Consider the following 21,206-nt stretch of genomic DNA (forward strand, 5'->3'; position numbering starts at 1 on the left):
GGTCCGGTCGCCGGGTTGGGCCGGGAACCGCTCCAGGTCGAGCCGGGACCGTCTGGGGGGCGCCCCGCACGTCACAGTGCGGCGGCACCCGCGTCGATGAGGGCCCGTCGGTACTTCTCCAGGTCGAGCAGTTCCTGCCACGTCGCCGTGTACTCCTCGGCGCCGGACACCGGGTCAAGGCGCTGGAGCCGCGACTTGACGTCGGCGATGCGCGTGTCGGCGGAGAACGTGCGCAGCCGGACGAGGCACACCCCCGCGTATATCTCGTCGGGCGCCCGTGGAGTACGCACCGGCTCCACGGCCAGTTCGGTGACCAGCGCGCGCACCGCGTCGTCGGCGGCGGCCTCGCGGACCGCGGCAATCCAGCCGCCGTGCGCGGAGGGGCCGTTCGGCCCGCCGGCGGCCGCTATGGCCTCGCGGACGGCAGCGTACGGCGGCACGGTGAACTCGTCGGCACCGTAGCTGTCGAACACCCGGGCGACGAGCTGCGGGTACTGCAACGCGAGCTTCAGGACCTCGCGCTGCACCATGTGCCGGGGGTCGCGGGCGTCCGGGCGGAACCCGTGCTGCCGAGACGCCGGAGCCGGCTGCTCGGGCGGGGCCGTACGGCCGTCGCGCCCCTGCTGGTTGCCGCGGGCGCGCTCGCGCTTCCAGCGGGCCAACTGGCCCACCCGGCCCACGACGAAGCGCTCGTCGAGGAAGCCGAGCCAGGAGTCGAGGCGTACCGCGTAGGTGTGGCGCAGGGCCTGGTCCTTGATGTCCGCGACGATGGGCGCGGCGGCGTCGAGCGCGGCGACCCGGCCCTCGGCGGTGGACAGGTCGTGCCCCTCGATGCGGCTGCGGATCGCGAACTCGAAGAGCGGCACGCGCGCGTCGACCAGGTCGCGCACCGCCTGGTCGCCTCGGGTCTGGCGGAGGTCGCAGGGGTCCATGCCGTTCGGCTCGACCGAGACGAACGTGCGGGTCACGAACCGCTGGTCCTCCTCGAACGCGCGCAGCGCCGCCTTCTGCCCGGCCGCGTCACCGTCGAAGGTGTAGATGACCTCGCCGCGGAACTCCCCGCTGTCCATCAGCAGGCGCCGCAGGATCTTGATGTGCTCCTCGCCGAACGCCGTGCCGCAGGTGGCGATCGCCCCCGTCACGCCCGCGAGGTGGCAGGCCATGACGTCGGTGTAGCCCTCGACGACGACGGCGCGGCCGGTGCGGGCGATGTCCTTCTTGGCGAGGTCGAGGCCGTACAGCACCTGGGACTTCTTGTAGATCGGCGTCTCGGGGGTGTTGAGGTACTTGGGCCCGTTGTCGTCGTCGCGGAGGCGGCGGGCGCCGAAGCCGATGACGTCGCCGCTGATGTCGCGGATCGGCCACACCAGGCGGCCGCGGAAGCGGTCCATGGGACCCTTGCGGCCCTCGCTCGCCAGGCCGCTGGTCAGCATCTCCTGGGGGGTGAAGCCGCGGCCGCGCAGGAAGCGCACGAGGTTCTCCCACCCGGCCGGGGCGTACCCGATGCCGAAGTGCTCGGCGTCCGCCTGCGTGAAGCCCCGGTCGGCGAGGAACTGCCGGGCGATCATCGCCTCGGCGGAGCCCAGGTGCTCGGTGAAGAACGCGGCGGCGACCTTGTGCGCCTCGACGAGGCGCGTCCGCTGCCCCTGCTGGCGCCCGGGGTTGTAGCCGCCCTCCTCGTAGCGCAGCTCGATGTTGTACTGCCCCGCGAGCCGCTCGACCGTCTCGGAGAACGTGAGATGGTCGACCTTCATCACGAACTCGATGACGTCGCCGCCCTCTTGGCAGCCGAAGCAGTGGTATAGACCCTTTGCGGGCGAGACGTTGAAGGACGGGGACTTCTCGTCGTGGAAGGGGCACAGGCCCTTGAGGTTGCCGCCGCCCGCGTTGCGGAGCTGGAGGTGCTCGCCGACCACGTCCTCGATACGAGCCGCGTCGCGGACCCGCTTAACATCCTCGTCCCGAATCCGGCCCGCCATGGGCTGAAGTCTACGTCTCCGGGGGGACACCTCCGGCGGCGTGGCCGGGCCGGGGTGACGGGGTCCTGCGGGGTTGTGGAGGTACCGGCCTTACCGCGTGACCTTGTACGTGAAGACGTAGTGCGGCGTGTGGGTCGGGGCCGGGTGGAACAGGTCTCCGGTGGGCGCGAAGCCGAGGTGCTCGTAGAAGTCCTGCGCGGACGTACGGCCGTTGCACCAGATCAGGTCCGCGCCCCGGGCGGCCGCCTCGGCGATGCCGGCCCGCAGGACGGCGGCCCCGTAGCCCTGGCCGCGCACGTCGGGCGCGCTGGCCATGCCGCGGAAGCGGTACGCGGGGGCGCCGTCGAGCTCGTCCGGGAAGAACGAGACACATCCGGCGACGCGGCCGTCGGGGTCGTAGGCGGCCAGGTGAAAGGTGTCGGGCAGCGCGTCGTCGGAGTAGACCGCGGTCTCGCGCGGGAGGCCTTCGCGCAGCACCGACCAGCGGAGGTCGAAGATCTCCTCGACCGGGACATGTTCTATGCGCACGTGATCTCTCTCCGTCGTTCCGTCTTCTCGCGGCGGCGGCTGGTCGTCCGCTTTGGTACGTGATGGCGCTCGGGTGTGCCGGCGTCGGCGTCCAGTTTCCCATGACGGACGAAGCGGGCTGTTTCGCTCGCGCGGAGGGTGGGTGGACGGCGATGCGGGGCGGCGGGTCAGACGCTCAGGGCCCGGTGCAGCGCCTGGGCCGCGTCGTCGGTCAGCGACGCGACCTGGTCGACGATGACCCGCAGGCGCGCGGCGGCGTCGGACGCTGCCTCGTGATCCGGGCGCAGCGCCGGGTCGAGCGCGTCGGGGGCGCCCGCGGCCAGCATCTCCACGAGGTCCGTCACCACCGCGCGCTGCCGGGCGCGCAGTTGTTCGAGGTCCGCGCGGGCCATGACGTAGTGCGCGGTGAGTGCCTTGAGGACGGCGCATTCGAGACGGGCCTCGCGCGGTACGAGGAGGTCTGCCGCGTACCGCACACCCGGGATCGGGCCGAAGAAGTCGCGCGTCTCGGTCTCGGCGGCCAGGCACAGGCGGCCGATCAGTTCGCTCGTGGTGTTCTTGAGGCGGGCCTGCGCGCGGCGCGAGGCGTCGAAGCCGGTGGGCCAGAACTCGGTGGCCAGCAGGCGGTCCAGCGCCTCGGCCAACTCGTCCTCGGGGGCGAGAGCGTAGCGGCGGGCCGCCAGGGCCAGGACGTCGGCGCGTTCGCCTGGAGCGTTGAGGCGGTCGAGGTCGATACGGCCGGAGTACACCGCGTCCTCGAAGTCGTGGACGCTGTAGGCGACATCGTCCGACCAGTCCATCACCTGGGCCTCCAGGCTGCGGCGGCCCTCGGGGGCGTCGCGGCGGATCCAGTGGAACACCTCGACGTCGTCCGCGTAGACGCCGTACGTGCGCACTCCCTCGCGGCGCGGCCACGGGTACTTGAGCACGGCGTCCAGCCCGGCGCGGGTGAGGTTGAGGCCGACGCTGCGCGACGCGTCGAAGGTCTTGGGCTCCAGGCGCGTGAGCAGCCGCAGGCTCTGGGCGTTGCCCTCAAAGCCGCCGCAGGGCGCCGCGGCCCGGTCGAGCGCCTCTTCGCCGTTGTGGCCGTACGGCGGGTGGCCGAGGTCGTGCGCGAGGCAGGCGGCCTCGACGAGGTCCGGGTCGCAGCCGACGGCCTTGCCGAGTTCGCGGCCGATCTGGCCGCATTCGAGCGAGTGCGTCAGGCGTGTGCGGGGGACCTGGCGGCCGTCGGGCGGGCTTTCGCCGGGTACCACGACCTGCGTCTTCCCGGCGAGCCTGCGCAGCGCGGCGGAGTGCAGGACGCGCGCGCGGTCGCGCTCGAACGCGGTACGTCCGACACGCTTGCCGGGCTCGGGGATCCAGCGCTCGCGGTCGGCGTCGTCGTACTCGGTCTGGGGTTGTGCGGGCACTCTTATCCGGCTTATCCGGTCGGGCATGGTCCAACAGTAAGTAGGGGATCGGACAAGAGCGGTCGGACCACGCCGACGACCCAGGTCGAGCGGGGCTCGGCGCGGGCGGAGCCGAACCGGGCAGGACCGGGCTTGGGGGCCGGGTCAGACCACGCCGTGGCCGAAGCCGGAGCTGCGGCGGAGGATCCACCAGTGCAGGTACGCCGCCGTCTCGCGTCCGACGTACTTCGCCTGCGTGGACCTACTACTGACCGCCGGGCCCTGCCGGGCGGGCGACGTCGAGGCGTCCAGTCCCTCAGCCCGGGCGATCGAGCGCGAACGCAACGCGTGCCAGGGGTCGGTGACGATGACGACGCTGCTCCAGCGGTACGTCCGCATCAGCTCGGCGACCGCGCGCACGCTCTGGAGCGTGTCGCGTCCCTCGGGGACCGCGAACACGCTTGTCTCGGCCACCTCGTGGGCGACCAGCCAGCGGCGGCCCGTGCCCGCCTCGGTGAAGCGGTCGCCGGGCATGTTGCCGCCGACGGTGACGATGCGCGGCGCGACGCCCTCCCGGTACAGCGCGAGCGCGTGTTCGAGACGCGCCAGCAGCACCGGGGACGGGCGGCCGTCGTACTGGCTCGCGCCGAGGACGAGGATCGCGTCGACGGTCGGACGGGCGTCCTGCCGGGCGACCCACCACACACGGGCCGCGGTGCCGACGATGACGGCGAGCACGGCGCACAGGGTCCACGCGACGAGTCGCCGCGCGCGACGCATGTACGTGCGCCCGCGCGAGGGCCGCGGGCCCGCGGCCTTGCGCCGTCCGCGCGCGGGCGGACGGCCCGCGGCACCGTCCTCCGAACTGGACACGCGCTCGGGGCCCGACCCGACACCGGCTTCGGGCCCGTCGTCGGACCTGTCGCCGGGCCCGTCGCCAGGTCCGCTGTGGCGCGGGACGTCGGATGACGTGCCGGAGGGACGGGGGGCCGGGAGGCGGAGATCCGTGCGCTGCATCGCGGCACAGCCTATGCCCTCAGAGTGATCAACTTGCAACACGCTGTGATGAATCGCAGGTCGGCGGCCTGCCCGGTCACCGCATATCCGAGAGCTTGCCGCGCAGTTGCAGCACCGCTTTCGTGTGGATCTGGCACGTGCGGCTCTCCGTCACACCGAGCACGTGGCCGATCTCGGCGAGGGTCAGCCCCTCGAAGTAGTACAAGGTGACCACCGTCTTCTCGCGCTCCGGCAGCGCGTTGACGGCGCGCGCGAGCAGGTGCCGCATCTCGCGCGCCTCGGCGACCTCGACGGGGTTGTCCGCGGTGGTGTCCTCCAGCGTGTCGACCAGGCTGAGCCGGTCGCCGGTCTCCGAGCCCGCGTGCAGGAGTTCGTCCAACGCCATGACGTTGACCAGCGAGAGCTGGCTGAAGATGGCGTGCAGGTCGTCGAGCGGGATGCCCATCTCCGTCGCCACCTCGGCGTCGGTGGGCGTGCGGGTGAGACGGCCTTCGAGGGTGGCGTACGCCTGCTCGACGTTCCGCGCCTTCTGCCGCACCGAGCGCGGGATCCAGTCGAGCGCCCGGAGTTCGTCGATGATCGCGCCGCGAATGCGGCTGATCGCGTACGTCTCGAACTTGATCGCCCGGTCGAGGTCGAACTTCTCGATCGCGTCGATGAGTCCGAAGATGCCGTACGAGACGAAGTCCGCCTGGTCCACGTTCGCGGGCAGGCCGACGCCGACCCGGCCCGCGACGTACTTGACCAGCGGGGAGTAGTGCAGGATCAGGCGTTCCCTCAGCCGCGGGTCCCCGGACAGCTTGAACTCACGCCAGAGGGCGTCCAACGCGCGGTTCGGGTCACCACCACCGCGCGGTCCGGCCGTTTCCGGCTCGGACACGGTCGTGGTGCTGCCGTCACGCCCTGGGATGTGCTTGGGCATACGTGGCCTTGAGTCGTTCCACCGAGACGTGCGTGTAGATCTGCGTGGTCGCGAGCGTAGCGTGACCGAGCAGTTCCTGAACGCTACGAAGGTCCGCGCCTCCTTCGATCAGGTGGGTCGCGGCGGTGTGCCGCAACCCGTGCGGACCGAGGTCGGGTGCACCCGGGACGTCCGCGAGACGGGCGTGCACCAGAGAGCGCACGGCCCGCTGATCGAGCCTGCGCCCGCGTACGCCGAGCCACAGCGCGGCGCCGCTGCGCTCCCCCCGGAGCGCCGGTCGCCCCCGCTCCAGCCAGGCGCACACCGCGTTGACGGCCGGTACGCCGAGCGGCACCGTGCGCTCCTTGCCGCCCTTGCCGAGCACGCGTATGACCCGGCGTTCGAGATCGAGGTCGTCGATGTCGAGGCCGACCAGCTCGCCGACCCGGACGCCTGTCGCGTACAGCACTTCGAGCACCGCGCGATCCCGGAGGTCCACGGGCGTGTCGGGCTCCGCCGGGCGCTCAGGGCCGTCATCTGTGCCCCCACGGTCGGACGCGGCGGCGCCGGTCGCCTCCAGCAGCGCGCGGGCCTGGTCCTGCCGCAGCACCGGCGGCAGCGTCCGGTGCGCCTTCGGCGTCGCGAGGAGCGCGCCCGCGTCGACGTCGACCACTCCGTTCGCCGCGAGCCACCCGGTGAAGGCCCGAGCCGCCGCGGCCCGCCGCGCGATGGTCGTGCGCGCCCGTCCGCTGCTGCCCAACCGCGCGAGCCAGCTCCGCAGCACCGCGAGGTCGACGCCGCGTGGCGAGGTCACCCCCATCCGCCGCGCGTGCTCCAGCAACGCGGCGATGTCCCCCGCGTACGCCCGCACAGAATGCGCCGACAACCCCCGCTCCGCCCGCAGGTGCCGGGTGAAGCCCTCAGCCGCATCAGCCAGTTCAGCAGGCAGCGCGCCACCGCCCGCACCATCTCCGGGAGCCATCCCCTTACGGTGATCAGTCCGCAAGCCATGGTCAAGCACCGCCACGGCCAATGGGCGCGGCCCCAACCAGCGAACCGGAACGACCCGAACGATGGAACCGCCACGGCAACGCCCCGCCCGACAGCCGGCAACCCGGCGGTCCACCGCAACGACCGTCGACCCGACCACCGCACGGCGGCAACAACCCACCGCACGGCTGTCCTGGCCCATGTGCGGCGCAGCGCGGCCGCCGCACGGCTGGGGACATCGCGGCGCAGCGTCCCCGCCGCCCGCGGGTCGTGCGGCGAGACACGTTGCCGGCGTCAGAGCTGTGGCTCGGTGTGGCTCGTCGGTGTCGCGGATCTCCGTGTCACTTCGGCATGGTGCGGATCCAGGTCTCCTCCCCCTCTGCGTCCTCCCCCGCGTCGTCGGTGTCCGGAGGCAACCGGGCCGCCACCAAACCCCGTTCGCTGAGGGCCTGGAGGTGGAGGCGTACTGCGGTCCGGCCTACCCCCGCGTCGCGGGCGATGGCGCTTTCCGAGGCCGGGCGGTGCGGCGGGACCGCTTCCAGGACGCGTGTCGGCTCGGGGTCGAGGGTGTCCCAGAGCTGTGGCGGGCCCTCCACGCACGGGGCGAGGTCGTCGCCGATCACGCCGATGTTCTCGATGACCTCGGCGGCGCTGGTCACCAAGGCGGTCTCCTCCTCACGCAGGAGCTGGTGCACGCCGGCCGACTGCGGGGCGGTGACCGGGCCCGGCACGCCTATGACCACGCGGCCGAGCAGGCGCGCTCGGCGGGCGGTGACGAGCGCGCCGCTGCGTACCGCCGCCTCCACCACGACGGTGCCGCGTGCCAGGGCGGCGATCACCCTGTTGCGCTCGACGAACCGCACCCGGCTCGGGGTGCAGCCCGGCGGCAGTTCGCTCACCAGTGTCCCGGTCTCGGCGATCCGGGCCAGCAGCCGCTCGTGGCCGCGCGGGTACGCCACATCCACGCCGCAGGCCAGCACCGCCACGGTCGGCCCGCCACACGCGAGGCTGCCCCGGTGTGCGGCACCGTCGATGCCGTACGCCCCGCCCGACACCACCGTCCACTTGCCGTCGGCGAGCCCGCTCGTCATCTCGTGGGTGACGTAGGTCCCGTAGTCGGTGCAGGCCCGCGAACCCACCACCGCGACCGAGCGCAGCACGGCATGTCTCAGGCGGACCGGGCCGCGCTCCCACAGCCCGACCGGGCGCGCGTCGCCCAGATCGTCCAACTGCGTCGGCCAGTACCGGTCGCCCGGGACCACGAACCTGCCGCCCATGCGCGTGACCGCCGCCAGGTCGTCCGCCGCCGCCGGGCCGCCGAGCCGGACCCGGTAGCCGTCCGGGTCGCGTCTGCGGAACTCGGTGGGCAGCGGTCCGTCCGCCTGCAAGGCGCGCAGCACCTCGTGCGGGCCGTGGACCCGCAAGGCCGCGCCGAGTGCGGTGTCGCCCGGTTCGGCGAGGCGGCTCAGCGCCGCCCTGGCCACCCGCTCGCCGTCCACTACGCCTCCCCCACGGTCTCGTACTCCGGATCGTGCAGCTCCCGGTCGACGTCCATCGTGGCGAGCTGGGCCAGCGTCGCCTGGGCCATGTCGGTGGTCATGCGCGGCGCCCGACCGGACCGCCCGACCGTGGCCGTCACGTCGGAGGCGGCGCCGCGCCGCACGCCGGTGCGGAACTCCAGGGCGGTGTCGACGTCCTCCATTGACGGCCGGTCACGCCCGCGGAGGTCGGCGATGGTCCACGCGACGCGCAGCACCCGGTCGAGGCCGCGCGCGGTCAGCATGCCGCGCTCCAGGTCACGAGCGGCGGTGCTCAACGCGTCCGGCTCCGTCGCCCAGCGAGTACGCAGCTCCCGGCCCGGCACCTCGGCATTGGTGGCCCACGGTGTGCCCTCGAACCGGTACGCCGCGCGCTCCCGGGCCTCCCGCACCCGGGCCGCGACGACCTTGGTGGACTCGCCCGTGCCGCCGGGCTCCAGCAGCTCGGCCCGCGAGACGGGATCGACCGTGACGCGCACGTCGATCCGGTCCAGCAGGGGCCCGGACAGCCGGGCGAGGTATTTCGCCCGCATCGCCGCCGAGCACGTGCAGTCCAGGCCCTTGCCCGCGAAGCGCCCGCACGGGCACGGATTCGCCGCCAGGACGAGCAGGAAGCGGGCCGGGAACCGCAGCGTCCCGGCACTGCGCGCCACGGTGACCGTGCCGCTCTCCAACGGCTGCCGCAAGGCGTCCAGCGCCCGGCTGCTGAATTCGGGCGCTTCATCCAAAAATAGGACGCCCTGATGCGCCAAGGAAACGGCTCCCGGGCGCGGCAGCCCGTTGCCGCCGCCGACGAGGCTCGGCATGGTCGCCGAGTGGTGCGGGGCGCAGAACGGCGGCTCCTCGACGAGGGGGCGGTCGGGGGGCAGCGTCCCGGCGACCGAGTGCACCGCGCTGACCTCCAGCGCGGCGGAGGTGTCCAGCGGCGGCAGCAGACCGGGCAAGCGCTCGGCCAGCATCGTCTTGCCCGCCCCGGGCGGCCCCAGGAGGTACAGGTGGTGCCCGCCCGCCGCACACACCTCCAGGGCGCGCCGCGCCCTCGCCTGACCGGCGACCTCGGACATGTCCGGCGCCAACGCGCCCAGCACGCTCGGTCCGCTCACCAGCATCGGCCCGACCGTGTCCGGATCGGGGCCGGGACGCGTGTCTGGCGTCGGCTCGTCGGGCACCGGCTGCCCGCGCAGCACCGCGAGCAGGTGGCGCAGCGAGCGGACGCCGAGCACGGAGACGTCCGGCACCAAGCGCGCCTCGACCGCCACCGACTCCGGGACCACGACCCGGCGGCAGTCGGCGGCCGCGGCCGCCATGACCGACGGCAGGATGCCGCGGACCGACCGGACCCGGCCGTCCAGCCCCACCTCGCCGACCATCACGAGGTCGGCCAGCCGGTCGGGGTCGAGCTTGCCATTGGCGGCGACGATCGCGCAGGCCACCGCGAGGTCGAAGCCGCTGCCGGTCTTGGGCACGGTCGCGGGCGACAGGCCCACGGTGATGCGTCTCGGCGGCCACTCCTCGTCGCTGTTGACCAGCGCGGCACGCACCCGGTCGCGCGACTCGCTGACGCTCTTGTCGGGCAGCCCGACCAGGTTGAAGACGGCGAGACCCGGCTCGATGTCGGCCTGCACCTCGACCAGGACGCCGTCGACGCCGAGCAGGGTGACCGAGCGGGTGCGGGCGAAGGCCATCTCAGCACGCCCCCTTCACGTGCTCGACCAGGGCCGCGCCGCGGACGGCCGGGATCACCGAGACGAGGTCGATCCGCACCTCGCAGTCCGCCCGCACGAGGTGCGGGTGCGCGGCGATCCAGTGCTCCGCCAGGATTCTGAGCCGCGCGGCCTTGTCGGGGCCGACCGCGGCACACGGATGCTCGAACGAGGCCGAGCTGCGGGTCTTGACCTCGCAGACCGCCAGCACCGGGCCGTCGAGCGCGACCAGGTCGAGCTCACCCGCCGCGCAGCGCCAATTGCGGTCGAGCACGACCAAGCCCGCCTCGACCAGGCGGCGCTCGGCCACCCGCTCGCCGTACCCGCCCACGGCGGTGTTGCGGGGAGCCCTCCCCGAAGGCCCGGGACCCGGGATTTTCGCGTTGCCGGTCATGCGACCACCTCCGCCCCCGACCCTGCCGGGTCCGGGGGCGGAGGCGCCTTTTCAAGATCACCGGCCTGTGGAAAACCCCGCCCTGTGGACGGGGAGTCCCCCTTTCGGCCGCTTGTGGTCCACCGTCGAAGCAACCGCGACAACCCACGGCACTCACCGCGCTCACCGCACTCACGGCACTCACCGCACTCACGGCCACGGATCCGCACACCCCACGACCGCTACATCCCGAATGCCGCCACGGGCCCGCACAACCCCGCGACCGCTACGTCCCGAATCCCTCGTTACCCGAAGGCATCTCCAGGTCGCTCTTCGTCAGCTCCTCGACATTCACGTCCTTGAAGGTCAACACCCTGACGTTCTTCACAAAACGGGCGGGCCGATACATGTCCCAGACCCACGCGTCCGCCATGGCGAGTTCGAAGAACACCTCGCCGTCGGCCGAGCGCACATGCAGCTCGTATTGGTTCGTGAGATAGAAGCGCCGCTCCGTCTCGATGACGTACTTGAAGAGGCCGACGACATCGCGGTACTCGCGGTAGAGCTGAAGCTCCATCTCGGTCTCGTACTTTTCGAGATCCTCCGCACTCATGCGCGCCCCTCGCTCCTGCGCTTCGCTGTCGTTCCCATTGTGTACCGGGGTCCGGTCCACACTCGCGCGGTACCGCTCAGTTCCACCACTCGAACGGCTCGTCCACCAGTTCTCCGGCCAAAAACCCGGGCAGCAGCGCAGGGAGCCGTCCGGGGTAGAAGTGCATCGGACTGGTGACGATCTCCTCCAGGGTCCACCACCGCGCGCCCACGTACTCGTCGACCTCCTCCTCGGTCCACCCGTGCGCGTCGATCTCGGGCGCCTCGGCGTCCACCCTGGCGGCCACGACATACTCATGCTGCACCCGACGGTACGTCCCACGCGTCCACGTCGAGCTCCGCCGCCACAACGGCGCCCCTATCCCCTCCGGGTCCAGGCGCAGGCCGGTCTCCTCCGCGATCTCCCGCACCGCCGCGTCGACGTACGTCTCCCCCGGGTCGAGGCCGCCGCCCGGCAGGTCCCACCATTCGTCCGGAGAACTGGCCGACACCTGGTTGTGGAACAGCAGGATGCGGTCCGAGGCGTCCAGCAGGACCACCCGCACGGCCTTCCGGACCAGGTCGACCCGCAGATCCGGCGGGTAGTCGGGGACCGGATGCGGCAATGCCTCCGGCCACGGGTTCAGGTGTCCCGCCGGCTGCGGGACGGCGGCGTTCGCAGTCATCTGCCGATTGTGCCCCCACCGGACGGACAAGAGGCCGGATTCGCACTGGCGTACGAATTCCGGCCTCTCCCGACCACGGTCCGCAAGCGGACCGGAACGCACAAAGGGCGACGCCTGTCAGGCCGGCGGCGCACCCGCTCCCGCGTCCGACCGCCGCGCCTCGATCCAGCGCCGACGCCACAGCAGCAGCGGTACGGCTCCCGCCGCGCCCAGCGCCATCGGCGCCGCCGACGACGCCAGGCCCTTCTGGTCGAAGGTGTCGGGGACGCCCAGCCAGTGCATGCGCCCCAGCGGCCAGATCACCGTGAACGCCCGCCCGATGACCTGGTCCTTGTCGACCGTCGCCGCCACCGGGTCGCCGCCGCTCAGCTCGTAGTGCGCACGCGAGTCGCGCGAGTTGCTGCGGTTGTCGCCCATCACCCAGATGCGGCCCTTGGGCACCGTCACCTTGAACGGCTTGTCCGACGGCAGCACACCCGGCTTCAGGTAGGTCTCGTTCAGCGGCACGCCGTTGACCAGGATGCGGTTCTGCGCGTCACAGCACTCCACCGTGTCGCCGCCCACCCCGATGACGCGCTTGATCAGGTCCTTCTCGTTCGTCGACGGCATCAGGCCGACGAACGACAGCCCCTTTTGCAGCCCGCGCACGAACCCGTTGCTCGACTGCTCGGGCTCACCCTCAAGCCAGCCGCCCGGGTCCTTGAACACCACGACCTCGCCGCGCTCCGGCTCGGATCCGAACCACGGCGTCAGCTTGTCGACGAGCACGCGGTCGCCGACCTTGATGGTGTCCTCCATCGACTCCGACGGAATCGAGAACGCCTGGACGAGGAAAGTCTTGATGATCAGCGCGAGGACCAGCGCGATGCCCAGCAGCAAAGGCAGTTCACGCCAGAAGGAGCCCTTCTTCGCGGGCTTCTTGGGCTTCTTGCCCTTCTTGCGCCCGGACGCCTCGCCCTGCACGTCGCCCTCGCGCGCGGCGGTGGCGCCTCCCGCACCCGCGTCAGAGTCGGGAGAGCCCGGCGTCCCCGGCGGTACGGCCCCCTCCGCACCGGACGGCCGCCCCTCGGCACCCTGGTCCGGCGCGGTCCCGGGATGCGGTACGGACGGCCCCGCGGAGTCGGAATCAGGCACCGGAGCACCGTCCGCCGGAACGCCGCGCGCCCCGTCACCCCCCTGCGGATCGTGCGGACGCGGCTCCTCGGGCCGCCGACCCGACTCGTCGTCCCCACCTGCGGACCGTGCTCCGACCACGACTTCCCCCACGGCGCCTCCTCGTACCTGTGACGGCGTCGTCCGGCGTGCCGGCGCGCTGCCATCCGTCCATCGTCATGCTTCTCGATTCGGCACGCATCACGTGCCGGGGAGGCGCGCCTGGAAGTCCCGGTCCCGCGGGCGCGAGCGTACACGCCGACGGACCAGCACCACCGGAACGGCACCCGCCACCCCCATAACGACCGGAAGGGTCGGGAGAACCGCAGCCGTGTTGCCAGGATTGGTAAATTTCCCGGCCCCCTCGAAGGTCTTCGGGACCGGCAGACCGCGCCACCTGCTCACCGGCCAGGCCACCGTGAACGCGCGTCCTATGACGTCGCCCTCGGAGATCGTGCCCTGGTAGGGACGGTCCTGGTGGGCCCGCGAGTCCGAGGAGTCGCCGCGGTGGTCGCCCATCACCCACAGCCGCCCGGGCGGCACCTTGACGGAGAACGGCAGGTTGGACGGGGCGTCGCCGGGATAGACGTACGGCTCGTCCAGCGGCACGCCGTTCACCGTCACGCGTCCCGTCGCGTCGCAGCACGCCACGGTGTCACCGCCGACACCGATGACCCGCTTGATCAGGTCCTGCTCGTCGTCCGAGGGCAGCAGCCCCACGAAGACCATGGCCTGCTTGAGCTGCTTCACTCCCGGCGGCGGCTCGGACTTGTGCTTCTGGCTCAACCAGCCGCCGGGGTCCTTGAACACGACCACTTCGCCGCGTTTCGGCTTGGCGCCGAACCAGGGGGTGAACTTGTCGACGAGCACCCGGTCACCGATGCCGATCGTGGTCTGCATCGAACCCGAAGGGATGAAGAACGCCTGTACGAAGAAGGTCTTGATGACCAGGGCGAGTATCACCGCCACGACGATCAGCAGCGGCAGTTCGCGCAGCAGCGACACCGGGCGGTCCTTGCGGCGGAAACCCCGGCGCGGCGTCCGCCCGCGGGCGGCGGCACGGCCGCGGTAGGGCTCCGGGGACTCCGGTGGCACCGCGCGCAGTTGTGCGGTGGCCTCCGGATCGGGCGGGGTCCCACCGTCGAGGGACGCGGGATCCGGGACGCGGGGGGCCGTCGGGCCGGACGGCGTACCGCCGGGGGGCGTTCCCGAAGAACCACCCGAACGGGGTACACCGAGGGCTCCGTCGCGCGCGACGCCGTTGCGGGACCCCGCGTCCGCCGCCTCCCCCGCTCCGGTGGCCCCCAACCGCTCGCGTCCGCCCGGAAACCGTGACTCGCGGGGCTTTCCCCGCTTACCCACGGCCCGGGACCACCGCAGGCTCCTGCCGGCCGATGCCCGGCTGCGAGAACGTCGACGGCCGGTCGACGCCGCCCATCCGGCCGAACGGCCAGATGATCCAGTCGACGCGCCCGATGACGCGGTCCTCCGGAACGAAGCCCCCGCCGGGCGCGGCGATGTGCTCGCGCGAATCGGCGGAGTTGGAGCGGTGGTCGCCCATCACCCACAACTCGCCCTTGGGCACGATCACGTTGAACGGCATCGCCGAGGGCACGTCACCGGGATAGAGGTATCCGGACTCGTCGAGCGGCACGCCGTTCACGGTCACGCGCCCGTGGGCGTCGCAGCAGATGACGTGGTCCCCGCCGACACCGATGACACGTTTGACGAAGTCGGTCTCGTCGGAGTCGCCGAACCCGAACATCGACCCGACGCCCTCGAACGCCTTGCCGAACGGGTTGGAGGAGTGGCCCTTGCCCTGCTCGGTGAAGATGCCGGTGCCGTCGAACACCACCACATCACCGCGCTGCGGCCGATCGCCGAACGTGTACGCGAGCTTGTTGACGAGCACCCGGTCGCCGACCTCAAGCGTGTGCTCCATGGAACCGCTGGGGATCACAAACGGCTGAGCGACATAAGAGTGCAGCACAACGACAACCAGCAGCCCGAACGCCAGCATGAGCGGCAACTCCACCCAAGCCGGCAACCGCCGTCGCCGCCGTTCCTCGTCGTCCGCCTCTTCCTCATCCGCGACCGACCGCTCGACCCCGCCCTTGGTCAGGTCAACCTTCGGCGCAACCGCCGACGCCTCGCCCCCACCGTCAGGCGACTTCGCCGCAGGCGTCGGACGTTCCCCGTCACCGGACGACGGACGGGGACGGGACGGAGACGCAACCGCCGGACCACCGGGACGCGAGGCCCGCACGGTGCGGCCAGGCGGCGGCGAGTCGGTCTCGTCGGCGTCGGGGGTCGTGGCCTTGGCGGACCCGGCCGAAGGAGCCGAACCCTCACCGTCGTCGCGCGACTTCGGGGCAGCGGGCGGCCGGACGTCGCCGGGTGCGCCACGCGGCGGGGCACCACCAGCAGCACGCGACCCGCCCGGGCCGTCGGCTACCGGACGGCCTGAACGGGCGGCGCGCAACTGCACCGTGCGGTCAACCGTGCCGGTGGCGTCGCCGTTGTCGGGATCGGGGTCGGCGGCGTCAGCGGGCTTGGTGGGCTTGGTGGGCTTGGTGGGGGCAGGCGACGATCTGCCGTCGCTCCCCCGCGGCTTCGCCGAGTCGGCGGGCGGCTTGGGCTCGCCCGGCGCACGGCGGGGTGATCCGCTTTCGCCGTCAGGTGACTCGCAGGAGCCGTCACCGGGTGCCGGACGGCCCGGTCGCGCGGCGCGCAGTTGCACCGTGCGGTCGGGCGCGGGGGTGTCACTTTCGGGGGGATTGGCATCGGAGGTCGCGGATCCGGCCGACCCGGCACGAGCGGGCGAACCGTCGTCACCGCCGGACTCCGACGCAGCGGACCGCTCGGGGTCGCCGGGGGCGCGGCGGCGGGGAGCAGCTTCGGCCGAACCCTCGCCGCCGTCGCGTGACTTCGGGTCAGCAGGTGGGCGTTGCCCGTCGACGGACGCGGAGCCGCCGGGCCGGGGCGCGCGCAGTTGCACGGTCCGGTCGCCCGAAGCGGCCGCATCGTCGGAGCCGCGGTCGGCAGCCCCGGCTTCGGCTTCGCCGTCACGCGACTTCGCCGGAGCGACCGGCCGCCGCGGAGTGCCCGGCGCACGACGAAGCGGTGCGCCTTCGGCGGTGGACGACGCGCCGGAGTCGTCGGCGACCACTGCCGAACGGCCCGGTCTCGCGGCGCGCAGTTGCACGGTGCGGTCGGGCGTCGGGGGGTCGGCGTCCGGAGAAGTTGTCTCGGAGGCCGTCGGCTCGGCGGACCCCTCCGGCGCGGGTGAACTCCCGTTGCCGGGGCGCGATTTCGGTGCGGGGTTAGGACGCCGGGCGTCGCCTGGGGCGCGGCGGCGCGGCGGCGGACCGTCCGTGGCCTCCGACTCGACCGCCGGGCCGCCGGGGCGCGGGGCGCGCAATTGCACCGTGCGGTCGGGGGCGGGGTCGGCCGGGGGCGAGGCGGCTGCTGCATCCGGCTCGGCTGCCGCAGCCCCGGCGGATTCCGCAACCCCGACGGAGGCCGGGGGCCGGGCGGATTCCGGGGGCCGGGCGTGGGGCGGCCGCGGCTCCGGGCGGTCCTTGGGGGGAGCGCCGGTGGAGGATTCCACCGTGGAGCCGCGGCCGGGGTCCGGTGTGGCGGGTCGCGGGGTCTTCCCCGTGTCGACCGCGCGCGCTGCTTCGTCCATTGCGAAGGAGCCTAACGGGCAGGTCGGCCCGCCTTCTCGGGACTAGACCGTGGTACGGCCGGAAGCGTCGCGCTTCTCCTTGATCTTCGCGGCCTTGCCGCGCAGGTCACGCATGTAGTACAGCTTCGCGCGACGGACGTCGCCGCGCGTCACGACCTCGATCTTCTCGATCACCGGCGTGTGCACCGGGAAGGTGCGCTCGACGCCGACGTTGTAGCTGACCTTGCGGACCGTGAAGGTCTCGCGGACGCCCGCACCCTGGCGACGCAGCACGAAGCCCTGGAAGACCTGGACGCGGGACTTGTTGCCCTCGATGACGCGCACGTGCACCTTGAGGGTGTCGCCGGCGCGGAAGGCCGGGATGTCGTCGCGCAGGGAGGCCGCGTCGAGGCCGTCGATGATGTTGGCCATGGTGGCGTCGCTTTCTCGCGGGTGCCACAGGTCACCCACGGCATGTCGTGGTTTCTACGAAGAGAGGGCCGTCGACCTTCGCGGTGGTACTCCCCCTGTGGCAGGGGCACCCCGGCGCCTCCGCGGTTGGAGCGCGGCGCCGGATCAGGTCGTACGGCAACAGCTGTTCAGTCTGCCACAGGGGTGGCGTCCGGAGAAAACCGGCCGTCCCGCTCCGTCCACCCCACGGCCGCGAGAGCCGCCCGGTCGTGCTTGTCCGCGTCCTCCGCCGGAAGGCGTTCCAGCAGGTCGGGGCGGTTTTCCGCAGTCCGCCGGAGGGCCTGGTCGCGGCGCCAGCGGGCGATCGCCCCGTGGTTCCCGGACAGGAGTACGGGCGGCACCTCGCGCCCCCGCCACTCCGCCGGCTTCGTGTAGACCGGCCCTTCCAGAAGGTTCGCCATCGCCCCGGGGGCGAAGGAGTCGTCGCGTACGGACTCCGCGTTGCCGAGCACGCCCGGCAGCAGCCGCGCGACGGCCTCGACGATCACCAGCACCGCGACCTCGCCCCCGGCGAGGACGTAGTCGCCGATGGAGACCTCGTCCACGCGCATGCGCGTCGCCGCGTCCTCGATGACCCTGCGGTCGATGCCCTCGTAGCGCGCGGGGGCGAAGACCAGCCAGGGTTCGGCGGCGAGTTCGACCGCGAGTTCCTGGGTGAACGGCCGTCCCGACGGCGTCGGCACGATCAGGCGCGGCACCTCCCCGCCGTCCGGCGGCGCGACCGCCTCCAGCGCGGCCGCCCACGGCTCGGGCTTCATCACCATGCCCGGACCGCCGCCGTAGGGCGTGTCGTCCACCGTGCGGTGAACGTCGTGGGCCTGGTCGCGGAGCTGGTGCAGGCGTACGTCCAGCAGTCCCCTGGCCCGGGCCTTGCCGACCAGCGAGACGTCGAGCGGCGCCAGGTACTCCGGGAAGATCGAGACGACGTCGATCCTCACGACCCGGGCTCGCCTTCCAAGGCATCGGCCCCGTCCCCACCGGAGTCGTCGCGCGAGGACGCCACCTCCGCGTCGTCCGGGTCGATCAGCCCCGGCGGCGGCGTGACGACGAGGCGCTGTTCCGCCAGGTCGATCTCCGGCACGATCTCCTCGACGAACGGCACCATCACCTCGCGGCCGTCCGGCCGTACGACGATGAGCAGGTCCTGCGACGGCAGGTGCGCGATCTCGCGCACCTCGCCGATCTCCGTCCCGTCGGCCAGCACGACGTCCAGCCCGACGAGCTGGTGGTCATAGAACTCCTCGGGGTCGTCCGGGAGTTCGTCGGGGTCGACCTCCGCGATGAGGAGGACGTTGCGCAGCGCCTCGGCGCCGTTCCGGTCCGCGACGCCCTCGAACGTCAGCAGCAGCCGTCCGCTGTGCACCTTGCCCGCGGCGATGGTCAGCGGCCCGGCCGACGGCGGGTCGGTCATCAGCACCGCGCCCGGCGCGAGCCGCAGTTCCGGCTCGTCCGTGCGCACCTCGACGCTGACCTGCCCCCTGATGCCGTGGGCCCGGCCGATGCGGGCGACCACCAGTTGCACTGTTCTCTCCTCAAGGGCGCGGAAAGGCCATGGACCTTCCCCGGCGTGCGGTCCGCCGCCGGGGAAGGTGGAAGTCCGAAGAAGTCGGCAGAGGTCGGGAAACAGAGCGGCCCCCCACATCGTTCGCACGGATTCGCACGGATGTGGAGGGCCGCCCATTGCGCTGTGACGCGCGCCGGGTGCTCGGGTCAGCGCACCTGGTCGACGTCGACGAGGTCGACGCGGACTCCCCGGCCGCCCAGGGCGGTCACGACGGTACGCAGCGCCCGAGCCGTACGCCCACCGCGCCCGATGACCTTGCCCAGGTCGTCGGGGTGGACGCGGACCTCAAGGATGCGGCCGCGGCGCAGGTTGCGCGCGCGGACCTTCACGTCGTCCGGGTTCTCGACGATGCCCTTGACCAAATGCTCGAGGGCCTCCTCGAGCATGGTCAGCCCTCGCTCGGCGCCGACTCGGCGGCGGCCTCGGCGGCGGGAGCGGCGTCGGCTGCGGGGGCCTCGGCCTTCTTCTCCTTCTTCGCCTTCGGCGTGGTGGCGCCGTCCTTCGGCTCGTCCGCAGCTTCCTTGGCGGCGGCCTCGAACAGGGTCTTCTTGTCGGCCTTCGGCGCGGCGACCTTGAGCGCGTTCTCCGGAGCCGGCAGGCCCTTGTGCTTCTGCCAGTCGCCGGTGAGCTTGAGGAGCACGGCGACCGCGTCGGTCGGCTGCGCGCCGACACCCAGCCAGTACTGCGCCCGGTCGGAGTCGACCTCGATGCGCGAGGGGTTCTCCATCGGGTGGTAGATACCGATCTCCTCGATCGCGCGACCGTCCCGCTTGGTACGGGCGTCGGCGACGACGATGCGGTAGTGCGGGCTGCGGATCTTGCCCAGGCGCTTCAGCTTGATCTTGACTGCCACGAGAGTGGTGTCTCCTGCATCTTGACGTGGGTGAGCGACCGCGTCGTCACGTGGGGACATGCGACCGGCCGGTCAGTGGACACGAAGTCATGCGGAGAGAGGGTCCGACGATGCTCCGGGTACTCAGCGGGCCATTCTGCCAGACCCACACCCGGGATCCCAAACCGCGCGGACGCCCCCGTCCACGACAACCCGCGCCGCCGGACGCCCCGCGCTCCGGGACAGCACCGCTGCCTCCGAGCCGGGGCGTCCGCACGACAACGACACACTCACGGCGGACCAGCCCGTCGGACCGGCCCGTCGGACCGGCCCCGTCAGATATCCGTGTCGGACGACCGCGTCAGTACGCGCGGGCCAGGATCGCCACGTTGCCCGCCTGGTCCTCGGCGTCCGGCATCCCGCCGTCGTCGGCCACCAGGCAGCGCACCGAGACGCCCTGCTCGGCGAGCTTCGCCTCGCCCTCGGCCCCGAGGTCGGCCCACGGCATCCGCGCCCAGCCGGTGGCCGCGGCCTCGACCGCCTCACCGATCGAGGTGACGTCGACGGTACGCGCCACGCGGCGCTCGCCCGACTGCGCAAGGAGCAGCGCCTGGTCCTCGTCCAGCACCGCCGCGACCGTGTCCACGACGGAGTCCAGCGCCACCGGGCTCTTGCCGCCCGCGATGCGGCGGGCCAGCATCGCGGTGCCGCCCTCCAGGTCGCGCGGCCCGATCTCCAGGCGGATCGGCACGCCCTTGAGCTCCCAGTCGACCGCGCGGCGGCCGAAGGGGGTGTCGGTCCTGTCGTCCACGACGACCCGCACGCCCGCTGCCTTCAGGCGGTCGCCGAGCGCGCGCACCGCCTCGACCACCGCGTCGTCGCCCTTGATCGCCATGACGACGACCTGGACGGGCGCGAGGCGCGGCGGGATGCGCAGGCCGTTGTCGTCACCGTGGCTCATGATGAGTCCGCCGACCATGCGCGTGCTGCTGCCCCACGAGGTCTGCCAGACGTACTCGCGCTCGCCGGTGTCGGCCAGGTACTGCGTGTTGAAGGCCTTGGCGAAGTTCTGGCCGAGTTCGTGCGACGTGCCCATCTGGAGGGCCTTGCCGTCGCCCATCATGCCTTCGAGGGTCAACGTGTTGATGGCGCCCGCGAAGCGTTCGCGCGCGGTCTTGCGGCCGAGCACGACGTCGATGGCCAGCACGTTGCGCATGAAGTCGTCGTAGACCTCGTGGTGGATGCGTGAGGCGTACGCGCGCGCGTCCTCGTACGTCGCGTGCGCCGTGTGCCCCTCCTGCCACAGGAACTCGGTCGTGCGCAGGAAGATGCGCGGCCGCAGCTCCCAACGCACCACGTTCGCCCACTGGTTGATGAGCAGCGGCAGGTCGCGGTACGACTGCACCCACTTGGAGAAGTACTCGTTGATGATCGTCTCGGAGGTCGGCCGCACCACGACCGGCTCCTCCAGTTGCTTGCCGCCGCCGTGCGTGACGACCGCGAGCTCGGGGCTGAAGCCCTCGACGTGCTCGGCCTCGCGCGTGAGGTAGTTCTCCGGGATGAACATCGGGAAGTACGCGTTCTGCGCCCCGGCGTCCTTGATGCGCGCGTCGACCTCGGCCTGCATCCGCTCCCACAGCGAGTAGCCGTACGGTCGGATGACCATGGTGCCGCGCACCGGCCCGTTGTCCGCCAGTTCGGCCTTGCCGATCAGGTCCTGGTACCAGCGCGGAAAGTCGTCCGCCTGGGGGGTGAGGATGGGAGCCTTTGCCATGAGGCCACATGGTACGGGCATCCCGGCCGCGGTCCGAACCCGTTCCCGC

The 21,206-nt window shown here is 72.3% G+C and carries 20 protein-coding genes; all 20 read right to left on the minus strand.

The features are described from left to right. Positions 1-71: 71 nt before the first annotated feature. The 20 genes from dnaG to proS all read right to left on the minus strand — a co-directional run bounded on the left by dnaG (position 72) and on the right by proS (position 21,157). Entirely contained in the window at positions 72-1,979 is a 1,908-nt protein-coding gene (gene dnaG, locus ACRX5S_RS12615; RefSeq protein ID WP_436772972.1) for a DNA primase, read from the minus strand. Between the two features lie 90 nt (positions 1,980-2,069). After that, the gene (locus tag ACRX5S_RS12620) at positions 2,070-2,507 is read right to left on the minus strand and encodes a GNAT family N-acetyltransferase (protein WP_436772973.1); all 438 of its coding nucleotides are present in this window, start codon (positions 2,505-2,507) and stop codon (positions 2,070-2,072) included. A 167-nt stretch (positions 2,508-2,674) separates the two neighbouring features. Continuing rightward, entirely contained in the window at positions 2,675-3,946 is a 1,272-nt protein-coding gene (locus ACRX5S_RS12625; protein ID WP_436772974.1) for a deoxyguanosinetriphosphate triphosphohydrolase, read from the minus strand. A 117-nt stretch (positions 3,947-4,063) separates the two neighbouring features. Beyond that, positions 4,064-4,636, minus strand: a complete 573-nt coding sequence (locus ACRX5S_RS12630) for a YdcF family protein (protein WP_436772975.1) — start codon at positions 4,634-4,636, stop codon at positions 4,064-4,066. A 355-nt stretch (positions 4,637-4,991) separates the two neighbouring features. Continuing rightward, complete coding sequence (gene whiG / locus ACRX5S_RS12635) at positions 4,992-5,837, minus strand: RNA polymerase sigma factor WhiG (RefSeq protein ID WP_436772976.1); 846 nt, start codon at positions 5,835-5,837, stop codon at positions 4,992-4,994. Next, entirely contained in the window at positions 5,812-6,798 is a 987-nt protein-coding gene (locus ACRX5S_RS12640; protein ID WP_436772977.1) for a tyrosine recombinase XerC, read from the minus strand. The genes whiG and ACRX5S_RS12640 overlap by 26 nt, the downstream gene beginning before the upstream one ends. Positions 6,799-7,147: 349 nt before the next feature. Continuing rightward, a complete protein-coding gene (gene dprA, locus ACRX5S_RS12645) occupies positions 7,148-8,305 on the minus strand; it encodes a DNA-processing protein DprA (protein WP_436772978.1) in 1,158 nt (385 codons plus the stop codon). Beyond that, positions 8,305-10,029: a YifB family Mg chelatase-like AAA ATPase gene (locus tag ACRX5S_RS12650; protein WP_436772979.1), complete on the minus strand. Its 1,725-nt coding sequence runs from the start codon at positions 10,027-10,029 to the stop codon at positions 8,305-8,307. The genes dprA and ACRX5S_RS12650 overlap by 1 nt, the downstream gene beginning before the upstream one ends. 1 nt (position 10,030) lies before the next feature. After that, positions 10,031-10,441: a YraN family protein gene (locus ACRX5S_RS12655; RefSeq protein WP_436772980.1), complete on the minus strand. Its 411-nt coding sequence runs from the start codon at positions 10,439-10,441 to the stop codon at positions 10,031-10,033. 265 nt (positions 10,442-10,706) lie between these two features. Continuing rightward, on the minus strand, positions 10,707-11,033 hold the full coding sequence (locus ACRX5S_RS12660; protein ID WP_345673291.1) for a DUF2469 domain-containing protein: 327 nt from the start codon (positions 11,031-11,033) through the stop codon (positions 10,707-10,709). A 76-nt stretch (positions 11,034-11,109) separates the two neighbouring features. Further along, the gene (locus ACRX5S_RS12665) at positions 11,110-11,697 is read right to left on the minus strand and encodes an NUDIX hydrolase (RefSeq protein WP_436772981.1); all 588 of its coding nucleotides are present in this window, start codon (positions 11,695-11,697) and stop codon (positions 11,110-11,112) included. 117 nt (positions 11,698-11,814) lie between these two features. After that, the gene (gene lepB, locus ACRX5S_RS12670) at positions 11,815-12,963 is read right to left on the minus strand and encodes a signal peptidase I (protein ID WP_436772982.1); all 1,149 of its coding nucleotides are present in this window, start codon (positions 12,961-12,963) and stop codon (positions 11,815-11,817) included. 87 nt (positions 12,964-13,050) lie between these two features. Continuing rightward, the gene (lepB, locus tag ACRX5S_RS12675) at positions 13,051-13,854 is read right to left on the minus strand and encodes a signal peptidase I (RefSeq protein WP_436772983.1); all 804 of its coding nucleotides are present in this window, start codon (positions 13,852-13,854) and stop codon (positions 13,051-13,053) included. A 349-nt stretch (positions 13,855-14,203) separates the two neighbouring features. After that, a complete protein-coding gene (gene lepB, locus ACRX5S_RS12680) occupies positions 14,204-14,884 on the minus strand; it encodes a signal peptidase I (RefSeq protein ID WP_436772984.1) in 681 nt (226 codons plus the stop codon). Between the two features lie 1,695 nt (positions 14,885-16,579). Next, a complete protein-coding gene (gene rplS / locus ACRX5S_RS12685; protein ID WP_436772985.1) occupies positions 16,580-16,948 on the minus strand; it encodes a 50S ribosomal protein L19 in 369 nt (122 codons plus the stop codon). Positions 16,949-17,115: 167 nt separating this feature from the next. After that, positions 17,116-17,925, minus strand: a complete 810-nt coding sequence (trmD, locus tag ACRX5S_RS12690) for a tRNA (guanosine(37)-N1)-methyltransferase TrmD (protein ID WP_436772986.1) — start codon at positions 17,923-17,925, stop codon at positions 17,116-17,118. Beyond that, on the minus strand, positions 17,922-18,509 hold the full coding sequence (gene rimM / locus ACRX5S_RS12695) for a ribosome maturation factor RimM (RefSeq protein ID WP_436772987.1): 588 nt from the start codon (positions 18,507-18,509) through the stop codon (positions 17,922-17,924). The genes trmD and rimM overlap by 4 nt, the downstream gene beginning before the upstream one ends. 188 nt (positions 18,510-18,697) lie before the next feature. Continuing rightward, on the minus strand, positions 18,698-18,937 hold the full coding sequence (locus ACRX5S_RS12700) for an RNA-binding protein (protein WP_235052715.1): 240 nt from the start codon (positions 18,935-18,937) through the stop codon (positions 18,698-18,700). Positions 18,938-18,939: 2 nt separating this feature from the next. Further along, positions 18,940-19,404 (minus strand): 30S ribosomal protein S16, encoded by a 465-nt coding sequence (rpsP, locus tag ACRX5S_RS12705; protein ID WP_436772988.1) that lies wholly within the window; start codon positions 19,402-19,404, stop codon positions 18,940-18,942. A 340-nt stretch (positions 19,405-19,744) separates the two neighbouring features. Continuing rightward, the gene (proS, locus tag ACRX5S_RS12710; protein ID WP_436772989.1) at positions 19,745-21,157 is read right to left on the minus strand and encodes a proline--tRNA ligase; all 1,413 of its coding nucleotides are present in this window, start codon (positions 21,155-21,157) and stop codon (positions 19,745-19,747) included. Positions 21,158-21,206 lie beyond the last annotated feature (49 nt).

This window comes from Yinghuangia sp. YIM S09857 (genome assembly GCF_051388915.1).
In the GTDB taxonomy this organism is placed as follows: domain Bacteria; phylum Actinomycetota; class Actinomycetes; order Streptomycetales; family Streptomycetaceae; genus Yinghuangia.

Coding starts and splice junctions, on each gene's coding strand:
- ACRX5S_RS12625 (WP_436772974.1), bottom strand. CDS start 3,946: ATGCCCGACCGGATAAGCCGGATAAGAGTGCCCGCACAACCCCAGACC.
- ACRX5S_RS12655 (WP_436772980.1), bottom strand. CDS start 10,441: ATGACCGGCAACGCGAAAATCCCGGGTCCCGGGCCTTCGGGGAGGGCT.
- proS (WP_436772989.1), bottom strand. CDS start 21,157: ATGGCAAAGGCTCCCATCCTCACCCCCCAGGCGGACGACTTTCCGCGC.
- whiG (WP_436772976.1), bottom strand. CDS start 5,837: ATGCCCAAGCACATCCCAGGGCGTGACGGCAGCACCACGACCGTGTCC.
- ACRX5S_RS12665 (WP_436772981.1), bottom strand. CDS start 11,697: ATGACTGCGAACGCCGCCGTCCCGCAGCCGGCGGGACACCTGAACCCG.
- ACRX5S_RS12700 (WP_235052715.1), bottom strand. CDS start 18,937: ATGCTCGAGGAGGCCCTCGAGCATTTGGTCAAGGGCATCGTCGAGAAC.
- ACRX5S_RS12640 (WP_436772977.1), bottom strand. CDS start 6,798: ATGGCTCCCGGAGATGGTGCGGGCGGTGGCGCGCTGCCTGCTGAACTG.
- ACRX5S_RS12660 (WP_345673291.1), bottom strand. CDS start 11,033: ATGAGTGCGGAGGATCTCGAAAAGTACGAGACCGAGATGGAGCTTCAG.
- ACRX5S_RS12650 (WP_436772979.1), bottom strand. CDS start 10,029: ATGGCCTTCGCCCGCACCCGCTCGGTCACCCTGCTCGGCGTCGACGGC.
- rplS (WP_436772985.1), bottom strand. CDS start 16,948: ATGGCCAACATCATCGACGGCCTCGACGCGGCCTCCCTGCGCGACGAC.
- dnaG (WP_436772972.1), bottom strand. CDS start 1,979: ATGGCGGGCCGGATTCGGGACGAGGATGTTAAGCGGGTCCGCGACGCG.